This is a genomic window from Rossellomorea aquimaris (genome assembly GCF_001877785.1).
In the GTDB taxonomy this organism is placed as follows: domain Bacteria; phylum Bacillota; class Bacilli; order Bacillales; family Bacillaceae_B; genus Rossellomorea; species Rossellomorea aquimaris_A.
Map to the genome: position 1 here is coordinate 149,159 of NZ_MINN01000117.1, position 20,336 is coordinate 169,494.

Annotated in this window: 15 protein-coding genes and 1 pseudogene; 5 read left to right on the top strand and 11 right to left on the bottom strand. The window is 48.9% G+C overall.

The genetic code is table 11. The features are described from left to right. Positions 1 to 273: 273 nt before the first annotated feature. The 11 genes and pseudogenes from BHE18_RS17445 to BHE18_RS17490 all read right to left on the bottom strand — a co-directional run bounded on the left by BHE18_RS17445 (position 274) and on the right by BHE18_RS17490 (position 13,995). Entirely contained in the window at positions 274 to 1,653 is a 1,380-nt protein-coding gene (locus BHE18_RS17445; protein ID WP_071619792.1) for a Glu/Leu/Phe/Val family dehydrogenase, read from the bottom strand. A 318-nt stretch (positions 1,654 to 1,971) separates the two neighbouring features. Further along, positions 1,972 to 3,006, bottom strand: coding sequence for an aldose epimerase family protein (locus BHE18_RS17450; RefSeq protein ID WP_071619793.1), 1,035 nt, complete (start codon positions 3,004 to 3,006; stop codon positions 1,972 to 1,974). Positions 3,007 to 3,010: 4 nt separating this feature from the next. Continuing rightward, complete coding sequence (locus tag BHE18_RS17455; RefSeq protein ID WP_071619794.1) at positions 3,011 to 4,954, bottom strand: beta-galactosidase; 1,944 nt, start codon at positions 4,952 to 4,954, stop codon at positions 3,011 to 3,013. Positions 4,955 to 4,987: 33 nt separating this feature from the next. Then, positions 4,988 to 5,167 (bottom strand): annotated as a pseudogene (locus BHE18_RS24005) (hypothetical protein). 69 nt (positions 5,168 to 5,236) lie between these two features. Further along, a complete protein-coding gene (gene galT / locus BHE18_RS17465) occupies positions 5,237 to 6,742 on the bottom strand; it encodes a UDP-glucose--hexose-1-phosphate uridylyltransferase (RefSeq protein WP_071619949.1) in 1,506 nt (501 codons plus the stop codon). A 5-nt stretch (positions 6,743 to 6,747) separates the two neighbouring features. Next, positions 6,748 to 7,749 (bottom strand): UDP-glucose 4-epimerase GalE, encoded by a 1,002-nt coding sequence (gene galE, locus BHE18_RS17470; protein WP_071619795.1) that lies wholly within the window; start codon positions 7,747 to 7,749, stop codon positions 6,748 to 6,750. After that, positions 7,746 to 8,927, bottom strand: a complete 1,182-nt coding sequence (locus BHE18_RS17475) for a galactokinase (protein ID WP_071619796.1) — start codon at positions 8,925 to 8,927, stop codon at positions 7,746 to 7,748. Before BHE18_RS17475 ends, galE begins: the two co-directional genes overlap by 4 nt. 265 nt (positions 8,928 to 9,192) lie before the next feature. Then, entirely contained in the window at positions 9,193 to 10,566 is a 1,374-nt protein-coding gene (locus BHE18_RS17480; protein ID WP_235860363.1) for a solute:sodium symporter family transporter, read from the bottom strand. Between the two features lie 32 nt (positions 10,567 to 10,598). Continuing rightward, positions 10,599 to 10,778: a hypothetical protein gene (locus BHE18_RS23665; protein ID WP_235860364.1), complete on the bottom strand. Its 180-nt coding sequence runs from the start codon at positions 10,776 to 10,778 to the stop codon at positions 10,599 to 10,601. A gap of 236 nt (positions 10,779 to 11,014) precedes the next feature. Then, positions 11,015 to 12,307: a Zn-dependent hydrolase gene (locus BHE18_RS17485; RefSeq protein WP_071619797.1), complete on the bottom strand. Its 1,293-nt coding sequence runs from the start codon at positions 12,305 to 12,307 to the stop codon at positions 11,015 to 11,017. Positions 12,308 to 12,438: 131 nt separating this feature from the next. After that, positions 12,439 to 13,995: an AbgT family transporter gene (locus BHE18_RS17490; protein ID WP_071619798.1), complete on the bottom strand. Its 1,557-nt coding sequence runs from the start codon at positions 13,993 to 13,995 to the stop codon at positions 12,439 to 12,441. A gap of 270 nt (positions 13,996 to 14,265) precedes the next feature. Here BHE18_RS17490 and BHE18_RS17495 point away from each other — a divergent pair, with 270 nt between their 5' ends. From BHE18_RS17495 to BHE18_RS17515, 5 genes are all read left to right on the top strand, one after another. Further along, the gene (locus BHE18_RS17495; RefSeq protein WP_071619799.1) at positions 14,266 to 15,477 is read left to right on the top strand and encodes an amidohydrolase; all 1,212 of its coding nucleotides are present in this window, start codon (positions 14,266 to 14,268) and stop codon (positions 15,475 to 15,477) included. 35 nt (positions 15,478 to 15,512) lie between these two features. Continuing rightward, complete coding sequence (locus BHE18_RS17500) at positions 15,513 to 17,339, top strand: helix-turn-helix domain-containing protein (protein ID WP_071619800.1); 1,827 nt, start codon at positions 15,513 to 15,515, stop codon at positions 17,337 to 17,339. Between the two features lie 222 nt (positions 17,340 to 17,561). Beyond that, on the top strand, positions 17,562 to 18,350 hold the full coding sequence (locus BHE18_RS17505; RefSeq protein ID WP_071619801.1) for an ABC transporter ATP-binding protein: 789 nt from the start codon (positions 17,562 to 17,564) through the stop codon (positions 18,348 to 18,350). After that, complete coding sequence (locus BHE18_RS17510) at positions 18,334 to 19,089, top strand: ABC transporter permease (protein WP_071619802.1); 756 nt, start codon at positions 18,334 to 18,336, stop codon at positions 19,087 to 19,089. The genes BHE18_RS17505 and BHE18_RS17510 overlap by 17 nt, the downstream gene beginning before the upstream one ends. A gap of 220 nt (positions 19,090 to 19,309) precedes the next feature. Continuing rightward, positions 19,310 to 20,311, top strand: a complete 1,002-nt coding sequence (locus BHE18_RS17515; protein ID WP_071619803.1) for an aliphatic sulfonate ABC transporter substrate-binding protein — start codon at positions 19,310 to 19,312, stop codon at positions 20,309 to 20,311. The last annotated feature ends 25 nt before the right edge of the window (positions 20,312 to 20,336 follow it).

The following is a 20,336-nucleotide window of genomic DNA, read 5'->3' on the forward strand; positions in this document are numbered from 1 at the left end:
GAGGGGTTTTTCTTGATTTCAGAGGAGCTAGAGAGGGGGGGAAGCGGCGGGGTGTAGATGTACCTGGTACAAATCGTGTGCGGTGTACCTGGTACAATTTGCGGGATGTGTACCTGGTACATTAGAGGGTTCATGTACCAGGTACAGTCACTAAAAAAATTGGTGCCAGGCACAAAACAACACTTTTGTGCCTGGCACCCGCCCGAATTCGCGCTTAATTAAAAAAGGGACGGGCCTTTAGCAAGCTAAAAGCCCGTCCCCCGCTGCGTTGATTCAGTAAAGTTTTCCTTGTCTATAGAGAACGGTCGATAGTTTGGTCACCGAGTGGATATAGCAGTTCTGGCGGAGCGGGAATGGATCGCCGAAGAACTGCGGAAGTACCGTATCCAGTGTTGACTGCATCTTTTCGTAAAGGAGCCTGAACACTTCTTCTTCTGAGTAGAACTGAGTTTCCCGCCCTTGCAGCCATTCAAAATAGGATACGATGACACCGCCGGCATTGGCGAGTATATCCGGTACAATGATGACTCCCTTATCGCTCAAGTATTGGTCCGCCTCTGTCGTTACAGGGGCATTCGCTCCTTCTACCAGGATGCCTGCTTTTATTTTTTCCACATTGTCTTTGTGGATCTGATCTTCCAGGGCAGCAAGGATCAGTACATCCACATCGAGGTACAGCACATCTTCACGATCTGATATCTCTGCCTTCACATCAATCTCCTGCAGCTGATCGCCCGATTTCGGGAGGTCCCCTTTATTCTTCATTGTAAACTCGATCAGAGCAGGGATATCCAGACCGTCACTATTATAAAGAGTGACATTCCTGTCGCTGACTGCGACGACTTTGTTCTGCAGGTGGGTGGACTGGTATGCTTCCAGCGCTGCAACCGATCCAACATTACCAAATCCCTGAACGGCAATGGTCAGCGGCTTCCCTTCGTATTTCTGCGCTGTCCTGGCAAAAATATTATCCGTATTGGTAAGGAGATTTTTCTGGTTCTTTATAAAATCATGCATCATATAGCGAAAGGTGAAAAATACTCCCTTTCCGGTCGCTTCCCGGCGTCCCAGGGACCCTCCGTTTACGACACTTTTCCCAGTGAAGCTGCCCCTGTACGGATTGCCGGGATGGATACTTTTATACTCTGCCATCATCCAGTCCATCTCACGTTCGCCGGAGCCCATGTCAGGTGCCGGGATATCCTTATCAGGTCCGATGACGTCACTGAAATACTGAACGTATTTCTTCGCAATCAAGTTCAGCTCTTTATCGGTGTAATCGCGCGGATTGAGGATAATCCCTCCTTTTCCCCCGCCGAACGGAACATCATGGAGAGAATTCTTAAGTGTCATAAGCGAAGCCAGGTTGACCACTTCATCCTCATTGACGGATTCATGAAACCGGATCCCTCCTTTATAAGGACCCAGGGCATTGTTATGCTGCACCCTGAAAGCAGGGACCCGGTCGACCCGGCCGTTCTCAAGCGGCACCCTCAAATACGACTTATGTACATGATTCGGTGTGGATAGAATGGCTGTCAGCGAGGTGAAAGCCTGTTCCCTCGATTCCCCTTGCAATTCCGGTAAAAAATGTTCATCTTCGAGCAAAGCGTCCAGTGATTTCTGGACAATATCGCGTGTTTGGCTGATCATCGTTTCCCTCCTGTTAAATAAGTATTTATTGGTATTTATTATAAAGTTACCCAATTCATGCGGGATAAAACGATAAACAGCTCTTTTAGTGAAAACCTTTTCAATGATTGTCCAGGACATTAATGAAGGGGTGACTGGCCAACCTCCTGTAACTGGTACAATTGACGTCGTTTGTACCAGGTACAACAATCTTCTCTCAGACCCACCGGTGCCTGGCTCAAAACAGACCATTTGTGCCTGGCACCGCGCACCTTCCTCTTACCCACAAAAAAAGGACAGGCCCCTGTCTCACTAAAGGCCCGTCCTTTTCTCATGATTCTATTTATCCACAGAAAAAATATACGAAGTAGATGCCCTGTATTCTTCCCCCGCTTTGACCATCACCGACGGAAAGTGCGGGTGATTGACTGCATCGGGATAACCTTGGGTTTCGAGGCACAGTCCCTTGTGCCTTCCGGCTGTGTTCCCTCCGCTCAGGCGCTCGCCCGTTAGGAAGTTCCCGGTGTACAGGACGACGGACGGCTGGTCGGTTTCAATGGTCATCATCCTGCCGCTTCGTTCATGTGAAAGTACGATCTTTCCATCTTTTTTCAAGGTGAACGGATGGTCATAGCCCTCTTTGGTTTCTTTCGAGTCACCCATCCCATCCAGAATGGTGCGCGGCTGCCGGAAGTCGAATGGGGTCCCTTCAACCGGTCGTATCTCTCCAGCCGGGAGGTTCTCCCCGTTCAATGGAAGATAAGCGTCCCCTTCGATTTGTAAGGTGTGGTCCAATATCGGGCTGCTGGCGTCCCCGCTCAAATTAAAATAACTGTGGCTCGTGAGGTTGATCGGTGTATCGCGGTCGGGTACTGCCGAATATTCAATGAGGAACCCTCCCTCATTTGTCAATGTATATGCCGCATATACCTTCACGTTACCGGGATATCCCTCTTCCCCATCACGGCTGTGATAAGAAAGCTTCACACTTACACTGTCTGAAGCTATATTCACTTCTTCCTCATGCCAGTTCACGCAATTAAAACCTTCATTGCCGCCGTGAAGATGATTGCGTCCTTCGTTCTCAGTCAGATCAATTGTTTCACCATTCAAGGAATACTGCGCGTTCCCGATCCTTCCGGCTACCCTGCCGGCGATTGCACCGAAATAGTGGGTGTGCCCGATATAGTCGTCCAGTGTATCAAAGCCAAGGACGACATTCTCAAGACGGCCATTCCGATCCGGTGCAAGAATTTTCGTTACAGCCCCGCCATACGTAATGAAGGACACTTCCATGCCATGGTCATTTTTTAACGTATAGGAATCGACCTGCTGTCCATTCAGGTCCCCGAATGCTTCTTTTCTGATATCCATTCCTTTACACCTCGATGATGCGGCACTCATACGGCTGGAGTTCGATACTGTTGAATGTTTCCTCGTGCCCGTTATGATTCACGACCACCCGGTAATCTTTTCCTTCCGCCGTTCTCGTGATGACTTCCACACCATGGTTGGATTCGATTGTTTTAAGCCCTGAATTTTCGGCGATCGTCTTTGCAAGTGAATGCATGATTTCCCCTTCAACGCCTGCACCGATGTAGTAGGCTCTCCCGCTGCCGAAATCATTTTCGGTCACGCAGGAATACTCGTTGTAAAAGCGGTCATCGTAGCGGTGGAGAGTACGTGCAGTCAGCGGCTTTACAAGATCCCGCCAGGAGACGGCTTTCGAGACGGAACCGCCTTCTGCTGGAACTACCGGAGCTGCTTCACCCGCCTGCAGCGATTCTGATTCTTCAACTTCGATTCCCAAAAGACCGGAAAGTTCCCCCGGGATCATGTTTCCAAATACCAGATTATTATCGCGGTCCTTCACGCCGGCACGGTAGGACATGACGACGGTTCCGCCGTTTTCCGCGAATTCCTCGAGGCGGCCGGCAAGCTCGCGGTCCATCACTTTGGCAACCGGCAGGAGGAGCACTTTATAATCAGAGAAGTCCTGATCGTATTTGATCACATCGATGGATGTATTCTGCCTGTGGAAAGGCTCATAAAGCCGGAGGATCTCTTCCGTGTAGTCGATGCTGGCGTTTTGCTGCTGATTCCTCCACGACCAGATCGTGTCAAAATCGTAAACAAGTGCGACATCCGATTTCACCGGTGAATCGAAAAGTGTTTTGTACTCTTTAACCTCATTGAAGAACTGCTGGACTTCCTTGTATTTACGGGTAGTGCGGTTGTTGGCGTCAAGGATTCCAAGGCAGTACTGCTCGGCACCTTTGTTCATCCCGCGCCAGCGGAAGAACAGCATGTTCGAGCATCCGTGCGCAAACGCATGCCATGCCCAAGCCTTCGCCTGGTTCGGACGCGGAAGATAGCCGATGATGTCATGGCCCTGTGCCCCCATCAATTCCTCGACGATCCAGAAATTCTCTTTCTTCAAGCCTCGGACGTAATCAAGTGTCATGGACAAATGGGCTGGAGAAATCGGCTCCTTCAAGCCTCCCCATACCGGGTAGTTGTCATACGAAACGAAATCCAGTTCCCTTGAAAATTCATTGTGGTCGAACCATTTATCAAAGAATCCGCCCGGCAGATTCGTTGTCACGGTCTGGTGCCCGCCCTTCAGTTTGTTGACAAGCTCGATATGTTTGCGTGCGAATCCCGCTAGTGAAGCAGACCTGAAACGTGCCCAGTCCAGCATCATCGCAGGATTATGGACGGTGACCGTCACTTTCGGGACAGGGATTTCCGAGAAATCATTGTAGTTCTGACCCCAGAAAATCGTCCCCCAGCGTTTATTCAGTTCATCTATGGATCCGTATTTCTTTTCGAGAAATTGCTGAAATGCTTTTAAACACTGGCCGCAGTAGCACATGTCGCTGCCTTCGTGTCCAAATTCATTGTCGACCTGCCATGAAACGATCGCTTCTTCGTTTTTGTAGTGGTTGACCAGCTCCTCGACGATGCGCAGGGAGTATGTTTCGTAGGTTTCAGAGTTGAAGCAGTATTGACGGCGGCCGCCGAATGATTTTTTATTTCCGTTGATATCTTCTATCAAGATATCCGGGTGTTTAGTTGCAAGCCATGCCGGGAATGTGGCGGTCGGGGTGCCGAACATGACGTTGATCCCCTCGTTCCTGGCCTTTTTGATGACATGGTCGAAGAAGGAAAAGTCGAAGTTCCCTTCTTGTTTTTCCATGAGGTGCCAGGCGAATTCGCCGATTCTTATCATATTGACGCCCATTTCTTTCATGCGGGTAAGGTCTTCGTCGATCAGGGAATGATCCCAGTGTTCGGGGTAGTAGTCCACTCCTAGGTACATGTTTATCACCTTTCTCCTCTTTGGGCTTTTTGTTTATTTAAAATATTGGCTGCTTAACGCCGCTTTTGATTTCCTTGGAAGACTTCGCTTTCCGCGGGCAGCCCGTGAGCCTCCTCGCCGCTCGCGCTCCTGCGGGGTCTCACTTTAGCTACTATTCCCGCAGGAGTCTTCGCCTTCCACTACAATCAAAAGCTGGATCCGGTTCCGGCCCATAAATATTCCTCAGCCTGACAGGGTCAACCTAAAACCGTCGCGCCCCTTAGGCTGCTTTTCTATAAAGATTTATCTCTCACCATTCAAACCATCCACAAACTTCCTGAACGCCTGCTGCCCTTGTTCATCGCGTTTAAATACGCCGGCGTCTTCTAAGACGCGGGAGAATTTGCGGCCGAGTTCTTTGCGGACGATTCCGCTGACGTTTTGTTCGGTTAGTTCGCTGCCGCAGCGCTCTTTGATTTCCCGGACCCATGGAAGATGGATGTCTTCGACGTTATGCCCGTTACCCAGAAGTGCTTTTTCAACTTCCTGAAGTTCGGTTTTCAGGCGGGCCGGCAGGACGGCGAGACCCATGACTTCGATGAGACCGATGTTTTCTTTTTTGATATGATGGACGTCTGCATGCGGATGGAAGATGCCCATCGGATGCTCGTCGTCCGTCCGGTTGTTACGGAGTACCAGATCAAGTTCGTATTTGCCGTTACGCATGCGGGCGATCGGTGTGATCGTGTTGTGCCGGGTATCCCCCGAGTATGCATGAATGCCGACTTCCGGGTCGCTGTACTCTTTCCAGCGCGACAGGACCTCATCTGCTGCACCCGCTAGCGGCGCCATTTCAGAAGAACTCAAGCGGATCACCGACATCGGCCACTTCACGATGGAAGCTTCGACACCTGTATAACTCTCAAGTGTAAACCTATACTCGCTTTCGGCCTTCGCCATCGCGAAGTCATAACGTCCGCCCTGATAATGGTCGTGCGATAAAATCGAGCCGCCGACGATCGGCAGGTCTGCGTTCGATCCTGCAAAATAGTGCGGGAATTGATGGACGAATTCAAGCAGACGTTCGAATCCGCTCTTGCTGATTTCCATCGGACGGTGCTCTTTCGAAAGGACGATGCAGTGCTCGTTGTAATACACATATGGAGAATACTGCAGCATCCAGTCTTCATCCCCGAGGTTCAGCCTGATCATCCGGTGGTTGGCACGTGCCGGATGACCGATCCTGCCGGCGTACCCCTCGTTTTCGACACATAGCAGGCACTGCGGATATTTATTCTCCTTCTTCGGCATCGCCCTTTCCATCGCAATCTGTTTCGGATCCTTCTCAGGCTTCGACAGATTGATGGTGATATCGAGCCCGCCGTATTCAGTCGCCGCTTTATAGCTGATATTCTGCTTGATCCGCTTCATCTGGATGTAATTGCTGTCCTGGCTCAATTGGTAAAAATAATCCGTCGCTTCCTTAGGGTCACTCTCGTAACGATGGAAGAATTCTGTATTGATGACAGACGGTCTCGCGATGAAACAGTCCATTACATGGGCAGAGAAGATTTCCTTCTTATCGAACATGTCTTCAACTATCCCTTTTTCCACTGCATATTGAGTCAGCACTTCAAGTAAGGCTGGAATGTCCAGATCCCCCGGACAGGGTGTTTGATCCTGCTGATAGTCTTCAATCTTCAATAAAGCCAGCACCCGGTTTCGTGCATACACTTCATCTTCTTTCGTTATCAAATCAGCTTCCAGCGCCTTTTCAATCAGCGCGTCGACTTGACGGATAATGGTCATGTCCATCACTCTCCCTTTCTGTCACGATAGCCGTTCGGATGATTCTCATGCCAGTTCCACGCATCACCGATGATCCGTTCGATCGAGGTCCTCGATGGGCTCCAGCCAAGAACGCTCTTTGCTTTGTCGGAAGAGGCGATCAGCTTGCTGGGATCACCGGCTCTCCTTTCCCCGGCCTTTGCCGGGATGGGGTGTCCGGTCACACTGCGGGCGGCTTCGATCATTTCTTTTACAGAAAAGCCCTGGCTGCTACCCAGATTAAAGACATTGCTCTCTCCGGTTTCCTTCAGATGCTCGAGGGCCAGGAGATGAGCTTCAATCAAATCGTCGACATGGATATAATCTCGGATGCACGTGCCGTCCGGTGTATCATAGTCTTCACCGAAGATCGTGATATGCTCCCGCTGCTCCAGTGCAACCTGGAGGATGATCGGGATGAGGTGGGTCTCGGGATCATGATCCTCACCGATTTCACCGTTCGTCCTCGCACCCGCCACATTGAAATAACGAAGCGATACAAATTTGATTCCGTATGCCTCGTCGCACCACTTCATCATCTTTTCCATCGCAAGCTTCGTCTCACCGTATGCGTTGGTCGGATTCGTCACCATATCTTCCGTGATCGGCACCTGGTCCGGTTCCCCATAAGTGGCAGCCGTGGAGGAGAAGACGATGTGCTTCACGCCGAATTCCTTCATTACCTCAAGCGTAACCTGTGTGCCGTATACGTTGTTGTCAAAGTACTTCAGCGGGTTTTCCATCGATTCGCCCACCAGAGAATTGGCGGCAAAGTGGATAACGCCGTCGATGCTTTCTTTTTCAAAGACAGAACGAAGGAATTCCTTATCCCGGATATCCCCCTTGTAGAAGACCGCATCCTTATGGATTGCCTCTTCATGCCCCGTTTCGAGATTATCCACGACAATCGTGCGGTATCCTTTTTCCACCAGCTGATAGACTGCATGAGATCCTATATATCCTGCCCCGCCAAGAACTAACACGTTCATACGATCACCTCTTTGTCTAATTTTTTTGCACCATCACCGATACTTGCTGTATAAAATGTCGCTTCATAGCCAATTTCCTTCTTATATTCTTTACCGACTTCCTTGATAAAGCGGTCCGCATAGTCGTTCTCCACGATTGCGATTGCACAGCCCCCGAAGCCGGCACCGGTCATCCTTGCCCCGAGGACGCCCGGCTGATTCCAGGCCGCTTCCACAAGTGCATCGAGCTCTTTTCCGGTCACTTCATAATCATCCCGAAGCGACACATGTGACTCATTCATGAGCTTCCCGAATTCTTCAAGCTGTCCGTTTTTCAAAAACGCCAGTGCCTTAAGGGTCCTGCGGTTTTCATAGACAGCATGTTTGGCCCGCTTCCGTTCCGTTTCAGAAGCAATCACGTGCTTATGCTGTTCAAATTCCTCTTCCGTCAAGTCGCCGAGTGAATCGATCCCGACTGCACCCTGCAGGCTCTTGAGCGCATTTTCGCATTCCTGCCTGCGCTCATTGTACTTGGATCCTGCCAATTCGCGGCGCTTATTCGTATTCATGATGATGATTTTATGGTGCAGAAGATCAATCGGGGCGTACTGATACTGAAGGGAATTTGTATCAAGCAGGATGCCTGCCCCCTTCTTCCCCATTCCGATTGCGAACTGATCCATGATCCCGCTGTTCACACCGATGAAGTCATTTTCCACTTTTTGACCGATTTCTACCAGCTCAAGCCTTTCAGTATCCAGGTTGAACAATCCTTCGAGCATTACCCCGGTCGCAAGTTCGATTGAAGCCGAAGAAGAAAGACCTGCCCCGTTCGGAATATTGCCGCAGTAAATGACGTCCATCCCGGAATCGATTGTGTGGCCGGCTTCCGTTAAAAACCGGATCATACCCTTCGGATAGTTTGCCCAATCATGTTTCTTGTCAAAATTCAGGCTGCCGAGTTCAAACTCGATGATGCCCTTTTCTTCAAAGTTCATCGAATACATCCTGACCATCCGGTCCTCACGTTTGCGGGCAAATGCATACGTGCCGAACGTGATCGCACATGGAAACACATGACCGCCGTTATAATCCGTGTGCTCCCCGATCAAATTGATACGGCCGGGTGCAAAGAATGCCTGTTCTGCAGTGCAGTTGAATATATGCTGAAAGCTCTCAGACAGCTTCTGATAATCCATCCTGATTCCTCCTATATAAAAACAAATCTGTCATTCTATCATTTGTTCATCCCGCGGCCGGGTGCACTCTGAATCCGTAACCGCTTCCAATATCATGTTAATTCAAAGCGCGTTTGTCCGTCAATAAACTTTTAGTAAAAGTTTTACTAAGTTTTTATTTTAACTGGAATTTCATCTGAACTTACCAAAATAACTGCGAAGACCATAGCGCAGTTTTTCAAAAAACAGCCAGGCGAAGCCACCTGACTGTTCGATTGTATACGTATTATGCACCGATCCCCACAGGAGAGAAGACCATATAAATGATGATCATTGCGATGGTCGCTGCAATCCCGATTGGGTAAACAAGCTTCCAAGGTGTCATATCGACCTTATGGGATTCCTCAAGAACATAATCCGTATCCCTCGGCTTGATCTTCCCGATGAACAGCATCAGACCGGAACATAGGACGAACAGGATCCCGAGGATGTGCAGGAAGTGCAGTCCCGTATCCCAGAACAGCTGCGTCACTGCGTAAACCGAAATGAACACGAACAGTGAAACTTTCGCGGCAATTGCAGGCACGCGTTTCGTCAGATAACCGATGATGATGATCGTGAAAATAGGTACATTATAGAAACCGTTTACAATCTGGAGGTACTGGAAAAACCCCTGCGGCGCTTTTTCGATCAGCGGCGCCAGTACCATTGCAAACACTGCCAAGAGCGTTCCGAAGTACTTCCCGGTTTTGACAAGCTGCTTGTCGGAAGCCCCCGGTTTCATATAAGGCTTGTAAATATTCAAGATAAATAGAGTGACAGATGAGTTCAACGCCGAGTTGAATGAAGACAGAATCGCACCGAATAGTACGGCTGCAAAGAACCCGACTAGCGGAGTCGGCAGGATTTCATTCACAAGTCTCGGGTACGCATCCGTCGGTTCAAGGTTTTCACCGAACATATTGAATGCGATGATTCCCGGCAGGATCAAGAAGAAAGGTCCGAGCAATTTGAACATCGCTGCGATCAGGACACCCTTCTGCCCTTCCTTCAGGTTCTTGGCGGCAATCGCGCGCTGCATGATATGCTGCGCAGTCCCCCAATAAAACAGGTTTACAAGGAGCATCCCCGTAAACATCGTACTGAACGGCACCGGGTCCTCCGGCTTGCCGATCGCATTCAGCTTCTCGGGCGTATTTTCCATAATGGTGTTCACACCGTTGAACATAGAGCCGTCTCCAAGTACAAACAATCCAATGACCGGTATCATCAATCCACCGATCAAAAGTCCGATACCATTGATCGTGTCGGATACGGCAACCGCTTTCAGTCCACCGAAAATGGCATACAGCGAACCGATGACACCGATTGTCCATACCGTGATCCAGAGTGCCGTCGTCCGGTCCACCCCGAGCATTTCAGGGACATTGAAGATCCCGCTCAGCGCAACTGCTCCAGAGTACAGGATGGGCGGAAGCAGATTGAACACATATCCGAACAAGAACAGGATCGTAACGATTTGCTTTGTTCCGAAATCAAACCGTTCTTCCAGGAAGTCCGGAATCGTCGTGATCCCGCCTTTCAAGTAACGCGGCAGCAGGTAAAACGCCACAATGACGAGTGCAATCGCAGATCCGACTTCCCAGCCCATCACGGACATATTATCGGAATAGCCCTGGGCGTTCAGCCCGATCAGCTGTCCTTCGATAAATTGGTGAGCATCAGCGAGCCCCCGATGACCCAGCCGGTCAAACTGCGTCCGGCAAGGAAATAACCATCTTGCGTACTTAAATCTTCGTCCTTCGTTTTCCAGTACGAGATGAATGCTACAAGTAGTGTAAATAACAAGAAGGATACAACTGTAAAGATCATGATGAAACTCCTCTCTTCCGAAACTGCTTTCTAGTTAGTCCTATCAAACGTTAGAGTAACTGATTTAGTAAACTTTAAAGCTAGTATAAATGAAAGCGCTGTTATAGTAAACATTTTAGTAAAAATATTTTAAATATTTTACTGGATGTTTTTACTAAAAATAAAGAGGGAGCGCGCCGGCCCCCTCTTTGACAGTTTTTAATAAAGTTTATATTTAGAGAGAAAGCAGTCAAGCCTCAGCTTGAAAATTCTTTCAAACACTCACTCATCATTTTTACACCCCTCACACAATCGGGAAGAGATGTCCATTCTTCAGGAGAATGGCTTTTCCCGTTATGGGAAGGAACAAAAATCATGCCGCCGGCTGTGTATTTTCCTATATTCATCATATCGTGACCGGCGCCGCTCGGGAGGACTTTGTAAGCGAATCCTTCCTTTTCTGCAATTTCTGCCATCTTATCCAGGATGGACTTTTTCACCGGGACGGGAGCAATTTCTATCCCCTTTTTCACATCTGCCTCCAAATCCCTTCCGGATGCCACTTCTTTGGCTTTCGCTGTAATTCTTTTAAGAAGTTCATTCCGGTTTTCCAGTGATATATCCCTCACATCCACGTCAACAACGGCCTTACCTGCGATCACATTCGTACCGTTGGGGAATGCCTGGATCCTCCCGACTGTAGCAACCGCTGTCCCGCTTACTGTTGAAGGCAGCTTTTCTACTTCTGTGATGAACTGGGCTGCGCCTGCCAAGGCATCTTTACGCATCGTCATCGGGGTGTTTCCGGCATGATCAGTGCTGCCGTTAAAAGTGAAGCTCCGCCAGGAAGGACCGGCGATTCCGCTCACCACCCCTATATGAAGGTTTTCATTCTCCAATTGTTTTCCCTGTTCGATATGAAGTTCGAGAAAAAAGGAAATGTCTTCAGGGTTTCTTTTTGCATGTTTCAAATGCTCCGGGTCGAGACCTGCTTCAGACATCGCCCTGTGCATCGTAATGCCCGCTTCATCAGTAAAATGATGAAGCGACTGGGGTTCCACCTCCCCCATCACTACCTGACTCCCAAATAAACCATGGCCGAATCTGGACCCCTCTTCGTCTACAAAAACGACGATTTCAATGGAGCGCCGGGGTTCGAATCTTTGCTCCTTCAGTGCTTTTACAGCCAGGAGACTGCTGAGACAGCCAAGCGCCCCGTCAAAAGCCCCGCCGTCAGGGACGGTATCGAGATGTGAACCGGTCATGATGCACGGGAGGGACGGGTCTTTCCCTCCCCACTTCCCGAACAAGTTTCCGGCTTCATCTTCCCGGACCATCATTCCCAGGTCCTCCATCCATCCCTTATAAAGAGCTGCTGCACCGCGTTCTGCTTCTGAAAAAGGAGGACGATTGAACCCGCCTGAGGGCGCTGTTCCGAATTCGTTCAGGGCGGCAAGTTTCTCAGCAAGTTCGCGGTTGTTTATTGACGGATAGTCCGGACAGTCATCAAGTTCGAGTAAATGTCTCTCAAGTGTGTAGGTTGAGGTCATGTTATTTTATCTCCTTTATTGTATGAATTTGAAAGCAGGCCAGGTCTTGCTTGCGCCATAAAGATATAAAACCCGGCTCGGTATATTCATGAGCCGGGTACGAAAATTTCATTTAATAGCGATTCCGGCAATCACTTATCCAGAAAGATCCCGGAACCAGGACCAAGCGGAAGGCCCAGGAAGTACCAGATGGCAAAGAATACGATCCATGCCAGTGCGAAGAAAATGGAGTACGGAAGCATGACTGCGATCAGGGAGCCCAGCCCGAGGTTCTTATCGTATTTTTTAGCCAGCGCCAGTAAGATCGCAAAGTAGGCAAACATCGGAGTGATCGGATTCGTGATCGAGTCACCGATCCTGTATGCCATTTGCGTGAAAGCAGGGCTGTACCCCAGCAGCATGAACATCGGCACGAATACAGGACCGAGGATCGCCCATTTAGCAGATGCGCTTCCGATGAACAGGTTCAGGAATGCGCTGATAAGGATGAACCCGATCAATAAAGGCAATCCGGTCAATCCAAGGTTTTTCAGGAAGTCCGCCCCTTGTATGGCCATGATGACCCCCAGGTTGCTCCAGTTGAAATACGTAATGAATTGAGCGGCAAAGAATGCAAGGATGATGTACATCCCCATCCCGCCCATCGATACAGCCATTGATTGAGCGACATCTTTGTCATTGCGGAGTTCTTTTGTGATGAATCCATACACGAGAGCAGGGAATAAAAACAATCCCATGATAATCGGCACGAGCGAGTTCATGAACGGCGAAATGACGATCGAGCCGTTTTCTCCGCGCAATGGCCCATTTTCAGGTACAACCGTCAAAGCGACGAGCGCCAAGAAGACGAGCGTGACGATGCCTGCCCACTTCAAGCCTTTTCCTTCCAGCGGGGTCAGCTTGTCCAATGTCATTTTCGGACCTTTGTATTCCGGCAGACGCGGTTCGACGATCTTCTCTGTGACCCAGACAGCCAGCGGGATGATGAATAGACATGAGGCTGCGAGGAAGTACCAATTCATCGCCGGATTCGCAGTGAAACTCTTATCGACGATTTGAGCAGCCGACTGTGTGAACCCTGCAAGCAGGGCGTCAAGCATATTAACGATCAGATTTGCGCTGAAGCCTCCGGCGACAGCAGCGTATGCCGCAACCATCCCGGCAATCGGGTGGCGGCCGACACTCGCGAACACCATGGCGGCGATAGGCGGAAGCACGATGAATCCTGCGTCACCTGCCATATTGGCCAAAATCCCTGAAAACACGATGGACACGGTGATCAGCTTGGGAGATGTCGACAGGACCACCTTTTTCAACAGGGCGGAGATCAAACCGACACCTTCTGCAACACCTACACCGATCATGGTCACAAGGACGAGTCCAAGCGGAGGGAATTCGGCGAAATTCTTCACCATATTCGTCATCATCCGCTGGAAGCCTTCTGCAGTCAGCAGGCTGACCGCCACTACTTCTTCATTTGTCGAAGGATTGACCGCTTTCCATCCGGCAAGTGCCCCTATATGCGACAAGATGATGACCAGAATAGCGAAAATAATGAAAAGCGTAACGGGATCTGGAAGCTTATTCCCGGATCGCTCTACAAAATCAAGCATTTTTCCGAACCAGTTTTTCTTTTCAATTTTTTGAGCAGCAGCAGATGAAGAGCTGCTTTTTCTTGCGGCTTCCATAGAATCACCTCGTTTATTTTTCTGAAAATTTTAATTATTACCGATTATCACAGAATCCTTCAGCAAATTCTATATAGATAATTACAAAAATCCACTTTATTTTTTGTGCTTATATACAATGAGGTGCTATCTCGCAATAAAATCCTTTTACAACCATCTTTTTGTGTGACTGCACAAAAAGGTGGCCGAAAGTTGTTATCATTCTCTATAGCTTCCAGTTTCCAAACAATTTATAATTTTTACTAATTTAACTCAAAGGAGTTTTGCAAAATGAACCCATTACTTTCTCAGCTCCAGGAATCTTTTGATGAAATGGTCTCATTAAGGAGATATTTGCACGAGCGGCCTGAGGTTTCATTTAAAGAAGTACATACACCGGAGTATATAGCTGCCTATTTGACCGAATTAGGGATTCAAGTGAAAACAGGGGTTGGGGGAAACGGAGTGGTCGGCAAAATTCAGGGGGACCTTCCGGGTAAAACTGTTGCCCTCAGGGCCGATTTCGACGCCCTTCCCCTTCAGGATGAAAAGGATGTACCGTATCGTTCAAAGGTGGATGGTGCCATGCATGCCTGCGGACACGATGCCCATACCGCAACCTTGCTGGTCACCGCCAAAATTTTGCAGCGAAATAAGCATCTTTTAAAAGGCAATGTTGTGTTGATTCATCAATTCGGGGAAGAAGTGGCCCCGGGTGGAGCAAAACCGATGATCGAGGCCGGCTGCCTCGATGGAGTGGATGCTATCTTCGGCACTCATTTGTGGTCGACGATACCGGTAGGGAAAATCGGGGTTCGCTCAGGGCCGATCATGGCAGCCGCCGACAGGTTTGAAATTACGATTCAGGGAAAAGGCGGCCACGGCGCCTCTCCTCATGAGACGGTAGACAGCATCATGGTCGGGATGAATTATCTGCATTGGCTTCAGCAGATTGTCAGCCGGCGCGTGAATCCACTCTCCCCTGCTGTCGTTTCAGTTGGTTCCTTTCATGCAGGGGATGCCTTCAATATTATCGCTGACAAGGCTGTCATCATTGGGACCGTGCGGACTTTTGATGAAGAAGTGCAGCAATTCATCATCGAAGAAATGGAAAACTACCTGAAATCAATCTGTTCAGGGTATGGAGCCGAATATGATTTTCATTATGCAAAAGGCTACCCGGCTGTCGTTAATCATAAAAAAGAAACCGGGCTCCTTGCCTCTTGTGCAAGCAATGTCATGGGAGAGGAAGCTGTCTTTGAAATCGAGCCGATGATGGGCGGAGAGGATTTTTCCCATTATCTCAACAAAGTGCCGGGTACTTTCTTTTTTACAGGCGCAGGAAATCCGGATAAAGATGCCGTCTTCCCCCATCACCATCCTAAATTTGATATCGATGAAGATGCGATGCTGAATGCAGCGAAGGTCCTGTTGAGTTCGGCCGTTTCCTACCTTGAAGAGAACGCTGCTGCAGTCCCTTCAGCAGCCCGTTCAGAAAGATAGTATAATAGATGAAAAAACAAGGGACTGGACGAAATATGAAAGAAAACTTGAGTTACAGACAGCTGAAATCCCTCATCTATGTTTCGAATGTTTTGAACAGCTCGCTTGATCTTGAGACCATTCTGGATTCTATTTTGCAGACAACCATCTCCGTGATTGACGCAGCTGATGGCGGTGTCCTGTTTTTATATGACCCGGACCAGGATGCGCTTGTGGCAAAATCGACTACCGGTTTCGACTCGATGATCCTGAATCAACTGAATCTAAAACCGGGGGAATCCATGACAGGACAGACCTTTGTGAAAAAAGAATGCCAGATCTTTCAATCTATGCGCGAAGTCCATACCACCACGCGCTCCCTGACACCCAGGAATCTGGATATCATGGAAAGGTCGATTCCCCGATATCCTTTTTCCACGCTTTGCGCACCAATACTATTGAAAAATGAAGGGATCGGCGTAATTACGATCGATTCTTTTCAGGAGGACAAAGAGTTCAGCACAGAGGATGTCGAGCTTTTGAAAGCGATCAGCCATCAGGCTGCCATCGCAATCGAAAAAGGAAACTTTTATCATGAAAAGTCCCTTGCGCTCGATCAGTTCAAGGAATTGAACAGGCAGATTTCAAACCATAATGAAATGCTCTCTCAATCTGTCAGGCTGCACAGGGATCTAGCCGACCTTGTACTGAAAGGAAAAAACCTGCAGGACATCATCGATTACCTGCATGGCGCAATGGGAGTCAACTTATCTCTGTTTGACCGCAGCCAGGAAGAACTTGCTTCCTGCTGCGAAAATGGCCTGTCCTCTGATGTGATGGAAGCGTTGAACGATCATGCAGTGCGTTCGATGAGTGCCAATCACCTGAATCGGCAGACATTATTATTTCAAACAGATGGCGATGAGTATCATATGCTCCTGCTCCCGATTGGTTTGATGCCCGATTTGTTCGGGGTTCTTGCCGTCTTTTCAAAAGAACCGCTGAATGAGATCAATACCGCCGCCATGGAGCACGCCTGCACTGTCTTGTCGCTGGAAATATTAAAAGAAGAAGCCATATTTGATACTCAGCAGAAAATGAAAGGCGACTTTCTCGATCAGCTGTTGAAAGGGAATATGAGTGACGCCCTCCTCCATCACGCAAAACAGCTGGATATCCATCCGGAACAATCGTTCATGGTCGCCTCCCTCCATTTTGAACAGGCGTTTTCATCAGCGGAGGAAGGCTTGCTTGAGCGGAGGAGGATGATCCATACCTTTTACAGGAAGTGTCAGCTCGAATTGCAAGACTCTTTGATTCTATTGAAACATGATCAAATGGTGATCTTATTCTCCTGTAAATCAGAAAATCAGCGCAGCGGGGAAACCGAGCGCATCGATGCTTTCCTCCATAAACAGGCGGCTGCGGCAAAAAAGAATTCCCCCTCCTTCGATATCCATATTGGAATCGGCCGATGGAAGAAAGGACTGCAGGAGGTCCATAAATCCTCAAAAGATGCCAATCAGGTCCTATACTTCATCAAGCAGCACGGCTTGAATTCGAAAATCCTCCATTATTCAGAGCTTGGAATGTACCGGCTGCTGATGCAGACGCCTGCTGATGATATAGAAGGGTTCATCATGGATCAAATCGGCTCGCTGCTGGATGATTCCAAGAAAAAGAATGACCTCCTGGAAACGCTGACCTGTTATATAAACCATAACCGGAATGTAAAGGAGACAGCCGACGTCCTCCACATCCATCCAAACACGCTGCATTACCGGCTGAACCGGATCGAGGAACTGCTCGACTGCAGATTGGATATGCCGGATCAGCTATTGAATATTCAGATGGCGTTGAAGTTATATGGGTTGGAGAATTAGAGAAAAGGCCGATTGCGAATTCGCAACCGGCCTTTTCTCTTGGCTGGCTTCACCGTGATTATTCGAGCACCAATTTCCACCTTCGTCCGGCAGTCCCTTAACTTTACAAAAATACCCTTTCAATAAATATACAAGCAACCTTGACAATCCCTACTAATATACTATAATTAAATTCATTAAATTCCGATTAGATTAATATGAATTATAGGGAAAGGTGATTATTTGTTCATTCAAATCGAACATCTGAACAAACAATATAATGATAAAACCGGGACACCGGTCGATGTATTGAAGGACATCAACCTCGAGATCGACAAGGGCGAATTCGTATCGATCCTCGGTCCTTCAGGGTGCGGGAAGTCAACGCTGCTTTCGATCGTGGCGGGACTTACCAAGTCCACGACCGGCGAGATAACCGTCGGAGGTAATCCGATCAAGAAACCCGGAAAAGACCGCGGCATGGTGTTCCAGCAGGCAGCCCTTTTTCCATGGCTGAACGTACGTGACAATGTGACGTTCCCATTGAAAAAAGAAATGTCCAAAGCCGAAGCGAGGCAGCAGGCTGCAAAATATCTACATATGGTGCAGCTTGGAAACTATCATGACCATTATCCCCACGAACTTTCAGGAGGTATGCAGCAGCGGGTCGCGATCGCTCGAGCGCTTGCGATGGATCCTGAAGTCCTCTTGATGGATGAACCATTCGGGGCACTCGACGAACAGACCCGCTCACGCCTACACGGACAGCTCGAAACCATCTGGATGGAAACGAAAAAGACGGTCCTCTTTGTCACCCACAGCATCTCGGAATCCATCAAACTATCAGACCGGATCATCGTGATGGGCACACGCCCCGGGACGATCCTGGCAGACATCAAAGTGGAGATCCCCCGCCCAAGGGACGCTCATAAGGACCAAATGGTAAAGCTCGAGGAGCACATCATGAGCTACCTGAAGAAGGAAATCGACAAAGTCATAAGTGAGGAATTAGCCCATGAACACAGCTCTTAAACGAATCATCTTCTTTGCAGTCATCATCGCTTTCTGGGAAGCAGGTTCCCGGTTCGGGTTGTGGACGGAGGTTGTGCTCCCTTCTCCTACTTCGGTTTTTGAATCGCTGGCTGCCGGTATATCCGATCAGACTCTCATCATCGACCTGATCGCAAGTTTCAAACGTCTGCTGATTGGATTGGGGATTTCCCTTTTGATCGGAACCTCGATCGGTGTGCTTTTGGCAAAATCAAAAACGGCCGACGACACGCTTGGATCAGTATTGCTTGCGTTGCAAAGCGTACCAAGCATCGTCTGGCTCCCGCTGGCGATCATGTGGTTCGGGCTGAACGAAAAATCGGTTATCTTCGTTGTCATCTTAGGCGGAACCTTCGTCATGGCGCTGAATATCCGGATGGGGATCAAGAATGTATCGCCGCTGTTCATCAGGGCAGCGCAGACGATGGGATCCCGCGGATTGGATCTGTTCATACGGGTCATCTTCCCCGCTTCGATTCCATATGTGGTAACGGGATCGCGGCTTGCATGGGCATTTGCATGGAGAGCCTTGATGGCCGGTGAGCTGCTGAGCACCGGACCCGGACTCGGCTACACGCTCCGGTATGCGTCGGACTTCGGTGACATGAGTCTCGTGATTGCGGTGATGATCATCATCGGTGTCGTCGGGGCGATTGTGGATCAGCTGATCTTCCAGCGGATCGAGAAGTCGGTTATGAAGCGCTGGGGGCTGGAGTCTTAGGGGGCTGCTTGATTCTTTCGGCCGATTTGCCTGAAATATTGGTTTTGATAATATAATTGGATTTTTGATAATAAATGGCTGGTTTTTGATAATATATTCCGTTATTTGATAATAAAAGTGTTATTTTTGATAATAAACGCTCCATCATTACACAATTACGTAATGAGCACCCTGACAAAAGTCAGTTACTCACCCATAAAACCCATTAGGAGGCCACAAAATGAAAAAAATCTTCCTTTTTACAGCGATTTTCTTCCTCTTCACCGGTATTTTAGCCGGATGCGGAACATCAGGCAAAACGTCCGGATCTTCTTCGGACAAAGAAAAGATCGTCATCGGCTACTTCCCGAATATCAACCACGTCCCTGCGATGGTGGCAAAGGATAAAGGCTATTTCGAAGAACAGCTTGGGGACGGCACGAAGGTCGAATACAAGACATTCCCGGACGGTTCATCCTTCATGACCGCCCTTAAAACCGGCGACATCGACGCCGGACTTGTCGGACCGGGTCCTGCCATGAACAACTACATGACAGGTGCGGATGTGAAGATCATCGCCGGTGCCTCCACAGGCGGTACGGTCGTGCTTGCCAGTGAACAAAGCGGCGTCAACTCCGTCGAAGACTTCACAGGAAAATCATTCATCACCCCGGCTGTAGGCTGTACGCATGACGTTCAAGTCGAGACATTCCTGAAAGAACACGGCATCGAGTCTCAGCGTATCGGCGGAACGATGAAGCATGTTACAGGAAATCCTGCTCAATACGCGGCAATGCTGAAGTCTGGCAAAGTCGATATCGCCGTGGCACCTGAGCCATGGGCAGCAGTGATCCAGCAGGAAACTGGCGCGAAGGTCATCATTGACCATGACGAGGTATCTTTCGGTGAAACCCTTCCTGCATCCGTACTTGTGGCATCCGGAAAATCAGTGAATGAGAACCCGGACCGCATCCAAAAAATTGTTGACGCCCACAAACAGGCAACAGAGTTCATCGCTGAAAACCCAGAAGAAGCAAAGGAAATCACAATCAACGATATAAAAGAAACAACAAAACAGGAACTTAGCAAAGAAGTCGTCGACCAGGCTTGGGAGCGCATAGGATTCACTTATAAAGTTGACTCTGACGCTGTGCAGGCATTCGCCGACTCATCACACGAACTGAAATTCCTGAAAGAAAAACCGGAATTCACAGACCTGATCGACACACAATTCATCGACTAATTTGAAGGCCCGTCCCTCGCTGCTT